Here is a 12,698-nt window from a genome sequence, read left to right as displayed (position 1 = left end):
TAGTGCAAGTTTTTCCTTTCCGTCCTTAGTGTAATGGATATCACGTAAGATTCCGGTTCTTGAGATGGGGGTTCGATTCCCTCAGGACGGACTAAAAAGCCTGGTGTACAGGCTTTTTTATTTTATATTTTACGAAGGTTGTGAGATGTTACATTTTGAAAATGACTATAACAAAGGTGCCCATCCAGTCCTGCTTGAAGCTTTGGTTGCTAGCAACCAAGAAGGGTTATCTGGCTATGGAACAGATCGCTATACCCAGTCAGCTATTGAGAAAATTCGTCAGGCGATCGCTTGTCCTCAAGCTCAAATCACTTTTCTGGCTGGCGGTACTCAGACCAATCAGATTGCCATCAATTCCATGCTGGCTTCCTATGAAGGAGTCATTGCAGCGGATACTGGTCATATTGCAGTTCATGAAGCGGGGGCAATTGAATTTACAGGCCATAAGGTGTTGGTCTTACCGCATACGGATGGCAAACTTGCCGCAAGTGAAGTTGAGAACTATATTTCCGATTTCTACGCAGATGCTAATCATGCTCACATGGTTCATCCAGGAATGGTTTATATTTCCCACCCGACTGAATATGGTACACTTTATAGCAAGTCAGAGCTAGAAGATTTGTCCAAAGTTTGCCAACAGCATAATATTCCGCTCTTTTTAGACGGTGCTCGCTTGGGTTATGGGCTTGCTGCTCGTGAAACGGATCTTGATTTGAAGACAATTGCAGAGCTGACAGATGTTTTCTACATTGGTGGTACAAAACTCGGTGCCTTGATGGGGGAAGCTTTGGTATTTACAAAGAACAACCAGCCTAAGAATTTCGTATCGGTTGTCAAACACCATGGTGCCTTGTTGGCGAAAGGAAGAGTGACAGGTGTCCAGTTTGATTGCTTATTTACTGATGACTTGTATCTTGAAGTGGGGCGTCATGCTATCGCAATGGCAGAGCAACTGACCCATATTCTGGAAGAGAAAGGTTTTCAATTCTATCTCAAATCACCGACCAATCAGCAATTTGTTATTGTTAAGAATGAAGAATTGACTAGATTGACAGAAGTTGGAATTGCCTATGGCTTCTGGGAGAAATACGACGATAGCCACAGTATCATCCGCTTTGCGACCAGCTGGTCAACTAGTCAAGCGGATATTGATGAATTGATAAATATATTATAGCAATCAAAAAAGAAAGGGTTAGCCTTTCTTTTTAGTTTGTAAATAATGATAGCGATAAACTGCATAACGTTCAATAAGGCGGTAGCCTATTCCTCCTGCGATTGCATGTACAATCAAGGCAATGTGCAATTCTAGTGGTGCTTTTATAGTGATACCAAATAGAATACCGATTACAGTCCATCCTAGTATTATCCACCATAAGCACTTAAATGGAGCATACTGACCATCCTGGTCTTTAACTTCACTGGAAACCCTGATTGAACAACCGGTCAATACTCCCATGGGGAGCAATGAACGAGTATCAAATGGTTCTGGTAAAAATGACGATAAGGCGAAGACTTGTATAAGTGCAAAAATCAGTAGCCAAACGAAAATCGGCGTTTTAAGAATGATGTATTTCAGATTGCCTCCTCCTGAAATTAGTATATCAAATCCAAGAAAGTAAAACAAATATTTTTGTGCTATTGATTAGAAGTCGTTTCGGATGCCCCACTAGTTACCTCTGTATCAGTACTGGTTTCTGTCCTTGTCTCCGAAGCTTGGGTAGCAGACGTTTCTGTAGACGAGGAAGAGGCAGTAGACTCTACTGAAGAGCTGGTCTCGGTTTGGGTTGAGGATGTTGTTTCGGAGCTTGAACTTGTTGAATCTTGTACTTCTGTTAACGGATTGTCACTTGATGATTGGCTGGGGCTAGTGGCGCTGGATGATGAAATGGTAGTACTTGGAGATGTTGAGGATGTTGCAGGTTTTGCTGTAAAGGTGTAGATAGTGATGCAGGCAGTGATAATCCCTAAAATAGACCCGATAAAGGTTAAATATTTTTGAAAATTAGTTAAACCAGCCGGTTTTTTATTTGTATTCTTACGTGTATTCATGATGTACCTCCACCTTTAGTTTAAGATAGGAAGTTTAAAACTATCTTAAAGATTGCCGAAAGGCATGAAAACATGATAAAATAGGACTATTGCAATAAAAGGGATATAAAAAATGATCTATTTTGATAATGCGGCAACGACACAGGTCTATCCAGAAGTTCTCAAGACCTATACGGAAGTGGCGAAAAAAATCTGGGGAAATCCCTCTAGCCTTCATAGTCTCGGCAGTCAAGCAACCCGTATTTTGGAAGCATCTCGCAAGCAAATTGCAGAATTGCTAGGCAAGGATAGCAAGGAAATCTTTTTCACCTCAGGTGGTACGGAAGGTGACAACTGGGTCATCAAGGGAGTGGCATTTGAGAAAGCACATCTGGGCAAGCACATCATTGTGTCAGCTATTGAGCATCCAGCGGTAAAAGAGTCTGCACTTTGGCTCAAAACGCAAGGTTTTGAGGTGGATTTGGCCCCGGTCAATGCCCAAGGTTTTGTGGATGTTTCAGCCTTAGAAAGCTTGATTCGTCCAGATACCACACTGGTTTCTATCATGGCTGTTAATAATGAAATTGGTGCTATTCAGCCCATTCAGGAAATCTCCCAGCTCTTAGCTGATAAACCGACCATCTCCTTCCATGTGGATGCGGTACAGGCAATCGGCAAGGTGCCAACGGAACGGTATCTAACAGACCGAGTTGATTTTGCTAGTTTTTCAGGTCACAAATTCCACTCTGTCAGAGGAGTAGGCTTCGTCTATGTAAAAGCAGGCAAGAAAATCGCTCCGCTATTGACAGGAGGAGGACAGGAAAGCGACAAACGCTCAACAACGGAAAATGTGGCTGGTATCGCCGCTACAGCTAAGGCGCTCCGCTTGACCTTGGATAAGGCAGCAGATAGCCAGAAGCGACTGGTAGCCATGAAGCAGATCCTTGTGGATGAATTGGGCAAATACGACGATGTGACAGTTTTTTCTGGGCTAGAGGACTTTGTGCCAAGCATTGTGACTTTCGGGATTAAAAATATCCGTGGCGAGGTCATTGTCCATGCCTTTGAAGACCACCAGATTTATATTTCGACCACCTCAGCCTGCTCGTCCAAGGCTGGAAAACCAGCTGGAACACTGATTGCTATGGGTGTTCCGCAGAAGTTGGCTCAAACTGCCGTCCGTATCAGCTTGGATGATGATAATGATATGGGACAAATCGAGCAATTCCTCACGATTTTCAAACAAATTTATCAAAACACACAGAAAGTAAGGTAGTATGAACTATTCAGAAATTATGATTCGCTATGGCGAATTGTCAACCAAAGGGAAAAACAAGATGCGGTTTGTCAACAAACTCCGCAATAATATCAAGCATGTCCTTTCTGTTTACCCAGAAGTGACCGTTTATTTTGACCGTGACCGTGGTCATGTCTATTTGAATGGGGCGGATTATCAGGAAGTTTCAGCTTCATTGAAGAAGATTTTTGGAATCCAAAATTTCGCACCATCTTATAAGATTGAAAAGTCTGTTCCAGCTTTGAAAGAAGCAGTTGTGGAAATAATGCAGTCCATTTACAAGGAAGGGATGACCTTCAAGATTGCAGCACGTCGTAGTGACCACAATTTTGAATTGGATAGTCGTGACCTTAACCAAGTCCTTGGAGATGCGGTTTTTACAGCTATTCCAAATGTACAGGTACAGATGAAGTCACCAGATATTACCTTGCGAGTGGAAATCCGTCCTGATGCAGCTTATATTTCCCATGAAGAAATCAAGGGGGCAGGCGGTCTGCCAGTTGGAACATCTGGAAAAGGAACGCTGATGCTATCAGGTGGTATTGATTCGCCAGTTGCGGGCTATTTGGCACTTAAACGGGGGGTTGAAATCGAAGCCCTGCATTTTGCAAGTCCTCCTTATACTAGCCCAGGTGCACTTAAAAAAGCCCATGATTTGACCCGTAAATTGACAGCCTTTGGTGGTAATATCACCTTTATCGAAGTGCCGTTTACAGAAATTCAGGAAGAAATTAAGGAAAAGGCACCTGAAGCTTATTTGATGACCTTGACACGTCGCTTCATGATGCGAATTACAGACCGAGTACGGGAAGAGCGTGGTGCCATGGTTATTATCAATGGTGAAAGTCTAGGACAAGTGGCAAGTCAGACCTTGGAATCCATGCAGGCTATCAATGCGGTGACAAATACACCTGTTATCCGTCCAGTCGTCACTATGGACAAGTTGGAAATCATTGATATTGCTCAAGAAATTGATACCTTTGATATTTCCATTCAGCCATTTGAGGATTGCTGTACCATCTTTGCCCCTGACCGTCCAAAAACTAATCCTAAAATCAAAAATGTCGAGCAGTACGAAGCCCGTATGGATGTTGAAGGCTTGGTGGAACGAGCTGTGGCAGGGATTATCGTAACTGAAATCACACCGAAAGAGGAAGTGAAAGACGAAGTGGATAGTTTGATTGAAGACTTACTGTAGAATTCAATTGTTTTGATATACATTTAAATCCAGTTATTGCTGGATTTTTTAATTCGAATCGTTCGGAAAAATTGAATTTGTATGATATAATAAGACTTCAGAAAAAAACAAAGGAGTTTTTATGAAAAAAGGAGCCCTAACAGGATTACTTCTGTTCGGTATGTTTTTTGGTGCAGGAAACTTGATTTTCCCACCAGCTTTGGGGGTCTTGTCAGGTGAGAATTTCTGGCCAGCTATTTTAGGATTTGTCGTATCGGGTGTTGGTATTGCTGTCATTGCCCTGATTGTCGGAACATTGAACCCCAAAGGTTATGTGCATGAGATTTCTCGAAAGATTTCACCGGCCTTTGCAACGGTCTATCTTGTTGCCTTGTATTTGGCGATTGGTCCTTTCTTTGCCATTCCGCGTACGGCTACAACGTCCTTCGAAATTGGTATTGCGCCATTGTTAGGCGATATGAATCTAAGTCTATGGTTGTTTGGTTTTACAGCTCTTTACTTTGTGGCAGCCTACCTAATCGCCCTTAATCCGTCACAAATCTTGAACAGTATTGGTCGTATTTTGACACCAGTATTCGCTATTTTGATTGTGATTTTGGTTGTGCTTGGTATTGTTAAGTACGGATCAACAAGTCCGTTACCAGCTTCGGAAGCTTACTCAGCAGGACAAGCATTTGGAACAGGATTTATCGAGGGATACAATACCCTTGATGCTCTTGCGGCGGTTGCTTTTAGTGTGGTAGCTGTCAATACCTTGAAACAACTTGGTTTCTCCAGCAAGAAAGAATATGTTTCAACTATCTGGTCTGTTGGTTTTGTTGTAGCTTTAGCTTTCTCAGCTCTATATGTCGGTTTGGCCTTCCTTGGAAATCATTTCCCAGTACCTGCTGATGTTTTGGCTTCTGATACCAATAAGGGTGTTTATATTCTTTCGCAAGCAACACAGGCTATTTTTGGACCAGGTGCACAAATTTTCTTAGCTGCCATGGTTATCGTTACTTGCTTTACGACAACGGCTGGCTTGATTGTTTCTTCAGGTGAATTTTTCGCTGAGCGTTTCCCACGTTTTAGCTACAAAGTATATGCGACTATCTTTACTTTGATTGGCTTTGGTATTGCCAACCTTGGTTTGAACAATATCATCACCTTCTCAGTTCCAGTTCTTTTGGTTCTCTATCCAATCACTATCTGTATTGTCTTGATTACCATTGTTAACAAATTTGTACCGCTTTCCACTTATGGTATGCAATTAACTGTGGGAGTAGTGACAGCTTTGTCATTGGTAGAAGTGTTAGCAGGACAATTCAACTGGACTGCTGTTTCAAAAATCATTTCAGCTCTGCCATTGGCTGGACAATCATTAGCATGGTTACTACCGGCTCTTGTCGGAATTGTTCTCTCTCTGTTCTTACCAAACAAGCAGGAGAGCGAAGTTTTTGAAATGTAAGAAAATGATACAAAACACTTGCATTTGCAGGTGTTTTTGTTATAATAGGAGTGTTGACTATGCACACATCCTGTGCAACCGCACGAATGCCGTTCTTTCGTTGAGAGTAGAGTAAGTGGTTCGTCCCACGGTACTAGGCGAGTCTTCACATCAAATTCGGGCAAGGCCCAAAAATCATAGGAGGTGCATAATGAGCACATACGCAATCATTAAAACTGGCGGCAAACAAGTTAAAGTTGAAGTCGGTCAAGCTATCTACGTTGAAAAATTGAACGTTGAAGCAGGTCAAGAAGTTACTTTCGAAGAAGTAGTTCTTGTTGGTGGTGAGAAAACTGTTGTGGGTACTCCACTCGTAGCAGGCGCTACTGTTGTTGGTACTGTTGAAAAACAAGGTAAACAGAAAAAAGTTGTTACCTTCAAGTACAAACCTAAAAAAGGTAGCCACCGTAAACAAGGTCACCGTCAACCTTACACAAAAGTTGTTATCAACGCTATCAACGCTTAATCGCGTAGCTTGAAGCAATCATTACAGAAATTCGGAGGAATAACATATGTTAAACTTGAATCTTGCTAACTTGCAATTTATGGCCCACAAAAAAGGTGGAGGTTCAACGTCAAACGGTCGTGACTCACAAGCGAAACGCCTTGGTGCGAAAGCTGCTGACGGCCAAACTGTATCAGGTGGTTCAATCCTTTACCGCCAACGTGGTACAAAAATCTACCCAGGAGCTAACGTAGGTCGTGGTGGAGATGACACTCTTTACGCTAAAGTAGAAGGCGTTGTACGCTTCGAACGTAAAGGTCGCGATAAGAAACAAGTATCTGTTTACCCAATCGCAAAATAAGTCTGAAAATGGCTTAACAATAGGCTTTCCGAGTTGTTTTCGGAGAGTCTTTTTTGTAATTTGATTTTGCAATTTTTAAAAGTGTACGATAGAAGTGATTCAAGACGGCAATATCTTCTCTATAGGATAAAAATATTTTGCCATCTGCACTGTTACGCTGCCTATAAGTTCTACGTTCAGTAGTAGATGAAATGTTCAGAGGAAGCGGTATGGGTTCCACCTTAGTAAAATTAGTCATCGATGATTTGGCGAACAGAAATTCCAAAGCCTTTCAAATTGCAGTTGAAGAAGAGAAATTGGGAACCTGGAAGTTATATAAGAGAAGAATAGTCTATTTGTGAAAACGCAAGAGTTCAGCAAATTCTTGCTTTTTTTGATATAATGGTAGAAGCAGTTTTAAGAGGTATCAGGTATGAATATTCAACAATTACGCTACGTTGTAGCCATTGCCAATAGTGGTACTTTTCGGGAAGCAGCAGAGAAAATGTACGTTTCCCAGCCTAGTTTGTCCATTTCCATTCGTGATTTGGAAAAAGAGTTAGGTTTTCAAATTTTTAGCCGAACTAGTTCAGGGACTTTTTTGACACAAAAAGGGATGGAATTCTATGAGAAAGCTCAGGCTTTAGTTAAGGGATTTGATCAGTTTGAGCATCTCTATTTGCAACCTGAGGAAGGTGAGAAGACTTTCTCAATTTCAAGTCAGCATTATGATTTTCTTCCCCCGCTGATTACGGAGTTCTCTCGTAGCCACCCGCAGTACCCTCATTTTCGCATTTTTGAATCGACTACAGTACAGATTTTAGATGAGGTTGCTCAAGGTTATAGCGAGCTTGGTATTATTTATTTGAACGAGAGAAATACAAAAGGAATCATGCAGAAATTGGATAAACTTCACTTGCAAGCTGTAGATTTGTCTGCATTTCAGACTCATATCTACCTTCGTGAAGATCATCCTTTGACAAAGAAAGCTGAGATTGAGCCAGCAGATTTGGTAGGTCTACCTACCGTACGGTTCACTCAAGAAAAAGAGGCTTATCTTTATTATTCCGAGAACTTGATTGATACGTCGGATTCCTCGGTTGTGTTTGATGTGACAGACCGTGCTACTTTGAATGGAATTTTGGAGCGTACGGATGCCTATGCAACTGGTTCGGGCTATCTTGATGACGAGAGTGTCAATGGCATTACCGTAATTCCTCTCAAAGGAAAGGTAGACAATCGCATGGTCTACGTTAAACGAGCTAATGATGAACTTAGTTCTTGTGCCAAAGACTTTATTGAAACCATGCAGGCATATTTTGATAAGAAGAAGGATGAGAATGCGTAAAATTGGATTTCCATTTTTGATGGTAGTATTAATTGGTTTGGACCAGTTTGTAAAAGCTTGGACAGTTGCCAATATTGAATTAGATACGGTAACGGAATTTATACCAGGATTGATGAGCTTAGCTTATCTAAGAAATTATGGTGCTGCCTGGTCGATTTTACAAAATCAGCAGTGGTTTTTCACGATTGTAACAATCGCAGCTGTAACCGGTTTGATTTGGTATTATGTGAAGCAAATCAAGGGTAACCTGTGGACCTTGTTTAGCCTGTCTTTGATGATTGCTGGTGCTCTTGGGAATTTTATTGATCGTCTTAGATTGGGATATGTGGTGGACATGTTTCACTTGGATTTTATCAGTTTCCCAGTTTTTAATGTGGCGGATATGTGTCTGAATGTCGGTGTTGGAATTTTGTTTATTTGTATTATGAAAGAAGAGAGTAATGGAAGTAAGAGTTGAGATTGGTGGCATTCGTTTGGACAAGGCATTGTCGGATTTGACGGATTTGTCTCGTTCGGTTGCAAATGAGCAGATTAAGGCTGGTCAGGTTTTGGTCAATGGACAGCCTAAAAAAGCTAAATATAGTGTGCAGGTTGGGGATGTCCTAACCTATCAAATTCCAGAAGTAGAAGAAATCGACTATGTTGCTGAGGATATTCCTTTAGAGATTGTCTTTCAGGACGAGGATGTTGCTGTTGTAAATAAACCTCAAGGGATGGTCGTTCATCCGTCGGCTGGTCACACGTCTGGAACGCTAGTTAATGCTCTCCTTTATCACGTAAAAGATTTGTCAGGCATCAATGGTGTCTTGCGACCAGGTATTGTCCATCGGATTGACAAGGATACATCTGGCTTGCTCATGATTGCTAAAAACGATGATGCCCATACAAAGCTTGCTGCTGAATTGAAAGATAAGAAATCCCTTCGTAAGTATTGGGCCATTGTACACGGCAATCTGCCAAATGATCGGGGAATGATTGAAGCGCCGATTGGTCGTTCTGAAAAAGATCGCAAGAAACAAGCGGTGACTGCCAAAGGGAAAGAAGCTGTGACACGTTTTCAGGTTTTGGAGCGTTTTGGTGACTACACTTTGGTGGAATTGACCTTGGAAACAGGACGAACTCACCAAATTCGTGTCCACATGGCTTATATTGGTCATCCGGTTGCGGGTGATGAAGCTTACGGCCCAAGGAAAACACTAAAAGGGCATGGGCAATTTCTTCATGCCAGAACGCTTGGATTTACCCATCCGAGAACTGGTGAGGTTGTTGAATTTACGGCAGAAGCGCCAGCTATTTTTCAGGAGGCACTTGAAAAACTGCGCAAGGCTAAATAATAGTATGAAAACCTTATCATCTTGCCCATTTTTTCAACAAATGCTATACTAGAACATGAAAAATGTTAAGGAGAGTAAGGATGGAAACTTTACCAAATTGTCCAAAATGTAATTCTGAATATGTCTATGAAGACGGTGCCCTCTTGGTTTGCCCTGAGTGTGCATACGAATGGAACCCAGCAGATGTAGCTGAGGAAGAAAGTGGACCTGTTGCAATTGATGCTAACGGTAATCGTTTGGCGGATGGCGACACTGTGACGCTTATCAAAGATTTGAAAGTGAAAGGTGCGCCTAAGGACCTTAAACAAGGTACACGTGTTAAAGGCATCCGTATCGTTGAAGGCGATCACAATATTGATTGTAAAATCGATGGTTTTGGTGCCATGAAGTTAAAATCTGAATTTGTTAAGAAAATCTAAGAGAGAGGACTGGTTAACCAGTCTTTTCCTGTTTTTGAAAGGATAGTATGAAGAATCAAAGTTTTTTATTTTATAGCAGATGTTTACTGGCTGCTTTAGCGATTACGGGAACTGCTCTAGAAATCATTAAATACGGTATCGGGATGCTCATGTATTATACGGTACAATCTAATTTATTGGTATCTCTGTTCGCTGTCTATATGGTCTATGCCATGAGTAAAAGTGTGGATTTACAGACGTCACGTTTTCTTCGGATAAAGGCTGCTGTAACCATGTCTATCATGATTACTTGTGTGGTCTATCACTTTATGTTGGCGCCTTTGGCAGACGATTTCTGGCGACTTGAAAATCTACTCTGCCATTATATTGTTCCCTTATATTTTTTGTTAGATACCCTAATAGTAGATCGTCAGCAACAGTACAAGTGGTTTGACCCGATTTGGTGGACGCTTTTGCCTGTTCTCTACATGATTTTTGGTCTAGTGAATGGTCTTTTCATAAAAATTCCAATCCCAGATGCTAAGGACAGTCCTTTTGCTTATTTCTTTCTCAATGTCCCTAAGTATGGTTGGACCTATGTTTTGACTTATGCTGGAGTCATCTTTGTCGCCTATCTAGTCTGCGGTTTTCTATTGGCGGGACTAAAATCCATAAACCTTAAGACTTCATTGTCTTTTGGAAAAAATTCTCAGTAAAATCCGATAATTTCTATATTTTTTCAGAAAAAAATTGTCAAGGCTGAGATTTTATGCTATACTCTGCTTAATAAATCCTTTAAAACCTGTCCAGAGAGGCAGACAAGGAGCAACGTGTTAAGCAGGTTAGTCTTTAAATACTAGCCTATATTTTCATAGTCTCCTTGTGTAAAGGGGACTTTTTTCTATATTTTTTGGAGGTCTTATGAAGACAAAAGAAATCGTTGACGATATGACCATGAAACGGGCTATTACCCGTATCACTTATGAAATTATCGAGCGGAACAAGAATTTGGAAAATATTGTTCTAGCAGGGATTAAAACCCGTGGGGTGTTCATTGCTAAACGTATTCAGGAAAGGCTGAAGCAATTAGAGGGGATTGATGTTCCACTGGGTGAATTGGATACCAAACCTTTCCGTGATGATGTAAAAGTCGAAGAAGATACGACAAGCATGACTGCTGATGTGAATGACCGTGATGTTATTTTGGTAGATGATGTGCTCTATACAGGCCGAACCATTCGTGCTGCTATTGACAACATAGTGTCCTTGGGCCGTCCAGCTCGTGTTAGTTTAGCGGTACTTGTGGATCGTGGACACAGGGAGTTGCCTATTCGAGCGGATTATGTTGGGAAGAATATCCCAACTAGCCGTTCGGAAGAAATCATCGTTCACATGGCTGAAATCGATGGTCAGGATTCTGTCCTTCTGGTTGAAGGTGCATAGTCGCTTCGTTTACAAATTCTCATTCTACATCTAGATCATAAAGGTAGGTATCGTCATGACAATTACAAATGGTAAAGTTTCACTTAAACACTTGGTTACAATGGAGACCCTCTCAAATGAAGAAGTATTGGGACTCATTCAACGTGGTATTGCTTTTAAACGCGGTGAAAAGGTAGAGTTGGATCGGAAGTACTATGCTTCTAACCTTTTCTTTGAGGATTCAACTCGGACGCATAAGTCTTTTGAAATGGCGGAGCTTCGTTTGGATATGGGAATGATTGACTTTGATGCTCGTACCAGCTCAGTCAATAAGGGTGAAACCTTGTATGATACCATTTTGACCATGTCGGCACTTGGGGTAGACATCTGCGTGATTCGTCACTCGGAAGTGGATTATTACAAGCAGTTGATTGATAGTCCTACCATTCAAACTTCAATTGTCAATGGTGGTGATGGTTCTGGGCAACATCCAAGTCAATCCTTGCTTGACTTGATGACTATATATGAAGAATTTGGAACTTTTGAAGGCTTGAAAATTGCCATTGCAGGTGATATTACACACTCACGGGTTGCTAAGTCCAATATGCAAATTTTGAAGCGTCTGGGAGCTGAGATTTTCTTTGCTGGACCGGAGGAATGGTACGCAGAGGAATTTGATGTCTATGGTCAGCATTTGAATATTGATGATATTGTGGAAACGGTAGATGTACTGATGTTGCTCCGTGTACAACACGAGCGCCATGATGGTGATGGTGGTTTTTCTAAAGAAACTTATAACCGTTTGCATGGCTTGACTGAAGAACGCTACAAGCGCTTGAAAGACAAGGCTATTGTCATGCATCCTGCCCCAGTCAATCGTGATGTAGAAATTGATGATCAATTGGTAGAGGCGCCAAAATCACGTATTGTCCGTCAAATGCAAAATGGAGTATTTGTTCGGATGGCGATTTTGGAAGCAATTGTCAATGGCAAGGCTTAAAAGTAAGCTGTTCAGGTACCTTAGAACTGAGCAGTTAGAAATTTGTTAGACTTATCTTATTTAATGTCGCTCAGAGAGGCGACGAATAGAAAGGCAAGGGACAGGTCAATGGTTGCGAGCAACTCATTTCCCTACGCCTGCCTCTATGGAGGTCAGGCTATTCCTTGCACTAGCTCGAAAATGGATTATTATCGAATCCATTTTCTCACGTCGGTCAGAGTAAGTCGGACTACATGGAAGGCATGTGTCCTTCTACGCAAAGTCCTATTGGACCTTTGCTAACTCTGACACTAGCCGTAAGGTTTAACTAATATCGAGCTAAACCTTACGGCGTCGGACTTATCTTATTTAATGTCGCTCAGAGAGGCGACGAATAGAAAGGAGAAGGTACAGGTTCGAGTA

Annotated in this window: 16 protein-coding genes and 1 tRNA gene; 15 read left to right on the top strand and 2 right to left on the bottom strand. The window is 41.5% G+C overall.

The window, feature by feature from the left end:
- Positions 1 to 19: 19 nt before the first annotated feature.
- A tRNA-Arg gene (locus CWM22_07255) sits at positions 20 to 94 on the top strand.
- Positions 95 to 145: 51 nt separating this feature from the next.
- Positions 146 to 1,174: an amino acid lyase gene (locus CWM22_07250; GenBank protein ID AUC91698.1), complete on the top strand. Its 1,029-nt coding sequence runs from the start codon at positions 146 to 148 to the stop codon at positions 1,172 to 1,174.
- An 18-nt stretch (positions 1,175 to 1,192) separates the two neighbouring features.
- On the opposite strand, the gene CWM22_07245 is transcribed toward CWM22_07250, so the two are convergent.
- Together CWM22_07245 and CWM22_07240 are read right to left on the bottom strand one after the other, a co-directional pair.
- Positions 1,193 to 1,576, bottom strand: coding sequence for a hypothetical protein (locus tag CWM22_07245; GenBank protein ID AUC92864.1), 384 nt, complete (start codon positions 1,574 to 1,576; stop codon positions 1,193 to 1,195).
- A gap of 59 nt (positions 1,577 to 1,635) precedes the next feature.
- A complete protein-coding gene (locus CWM22_07240) occupies positions 1,636 to 2,049 on the bottom strand; it encodes a hypothetical protein (protein AUC91697.1) in 414 nt (137 codons plus the stop codon).
- A gap of 112 nt (positions 2,050 to 2,161) precedes the next feature.
- Between CWM22_07240 and CWM22_07235 the strand changes: the two genes are divergently transcribed.
- The 13 genes from CWM22_07235 to CWM22_07175 all read left to right on the top strand — a co-directional run bounded on the left by CWM22_07235 (position 2,162) and on the right by CWM22_07175 (position 12,296).
- Positions 2,162 to 3,304 (top strand): cysteine desulfurase, encoded by a 1,143-nt coding sequence (locus CWM22_07235; GenBank protein ID AUC91696.1) that lies wholly within the window; start codon positions 2,162 to 2,164, stop codon positions 3,302 to 3,304.
- A gap of 1 nt (position 3,305) precedes the next feature.
- Entirely contained in the window at positions 3,306 to 4,523 is a 1,218-nt protein-coding gene (locus CWM22_07230; GenBank protein ID AUC91695.1) for a tRNA 4-thiouridine(8) synthase ThiI, read from the top strand.
- A gap of 121 nt (positions 4,524 to 4,644) precedes the next feature.
- Positions 4,645 to 5,970: a branched-chain amino acid transport system II carrier protein gene (gene brnQ, locus CWM22_07225; protein ID AUC91694.1), complete on the top strand. Its 1,326-nt coding sequence runs from the start codon at positions 4,645 to 4,647 to the stop codon at positions 5,968 to 5,970.
- 190 nt (positions 5,971 to 6,160) lie between these two features.
- Entirely contained in the window at positions 6,161 to 6,475 is a 315-nt protein-coding gene (rplU, locus tag CWM22_07220; protein AUC91693.1) for a 50S ribosomal protein L21, read from the top strand.
- 46 nt (positions 6,476 to 6,521) lie between these two features.
- The gene (locus CWM22_07215; GenBank protein ID AUC91692.1) at positions 6,522 to 6,815 is read left to right on the top strand and encodes a 50S ribosomal protein L27; all 294 of its coding nucleotides are present in this window, start codon (positions 6,522 to 6,524) and stop codon (positions 6,813 to 6,815) included.
- Between the two features lie 191 nt (positions 6,816 to 7,006).
- On the top strand, positions 7,007 to 7,156 hold the full coding sequence (locus CWM22_07210) for a GNAT family N-acetyltransferase (protein ID AUC91691.1): 150 nt from the start codon (positions 7,007 to 7,009) through the stop codon (positions 7,154 to 7,156).
- A 71-nt stretch (positions 7,157 to 7,227) separates the two neighbouring features.
- On the top strand, positions 7,228 to 8,142 hold the full coding sequence (locus tag CWM22_07205; protein AUC91690.1) for a LysR family transcriptional regulator: 915 nt from the start codon (positions 7,228 to 7,230) through the stop codon (positions 8,140 to 8,142).
- Positions 8,135 to 8,599: a signal peptidase II gene (locus CWM22_07200; protein ID AUC91689.1), complete on the top strand. Its 465-nt coding sequence runs from the start codon at positions 8,135 to 8,137 to the stop codon at positions 8,597 to 8,599. The genes CWM22_07205 and CWM22_07200 overlap by 8 nt, the downstream gene beginning before the upstream one ends.
- Complete coding sequence (locus CWM22_07195) at positions 8,583 to 9,476, top strand: RluA family pseudouridine synthase (protein ID AUC91688.1); 894 nt, start codon at positions 8,583 to 8,585, stop codon at positions 9,474 to 9,476. Before CWM22_07200 ends, CWM22_07195 begins: the two co-directional genes overlap by 17 nt.
- Positions 9,477 to 9,556: 80 nt before the next feature.
- Complete coding sequence (locus tag CWM22_07190) at positions 9,557 to 9,895, top strand: protein PhnA (protein ID AUC91687.1); 339 nt, start codon at positions 9,557 to 9,559, stop codon at positions 9,893 to 9,895.
- Between the two features lie 47 nt (positions 9,896 to 9,942).
- Positions 9,943 to 10,590, top strand: coding sequence for a hypothetical protein (locus tag CWM22_07185; protein ID AUC91686.1), 648 nt, complete (start codon positions 9,943 to 9,945; stop codon positions 10,588 to 10,590).
- Positions 10,591 to 10,795: 205 nt separating this feature from the next.
- Positions 10,796 to 11,317 carry a bifunctional pyr operon transcriptional regulator/uracil phosphoribosyltransferase PyrR gene (locus CWM22_07180; protein AUC91685.1) on the top strand — a complete coding sequence of 174 codons (522 nt, stop codon included), beginning with the start codon at positions 10,796 to 10,798 and terminating at the stop codon, positions 11,315 to 11,317.
- Positions 11,318 to 11,372: 55 nt separating this feature from the next.
- On the top strand, positions 11,373 to 12,296 hold the full coding sequence (locus CWM22_07175; protein ID AUC91684.1) for an aspartate carbamoyltransferase catalytic subunit: 924 nt from the start codon (positions 11,373 to 11,375) through the stop codon (positions 12,294 to 12,296).
- The last annotated feature ends 402 nt before the right edge of the window (positions 12,297 to 12,698 follow it).

Origin of the sequence: Streptococcus suis, from assembly GCA_002831545.1 — a bacterium.
In the GTDB taxonomy this organism is placed as follows: Bacteria; Bacillota; Bacilli; order Lactobacillales; family Streptococcaceae; genus Streptococcus; species Streptococcus suis_P.
Note: the sequence above shows the minus strand (reverse complement) of the source record. Positions and strands in the feature narration are given on the sequence as shown.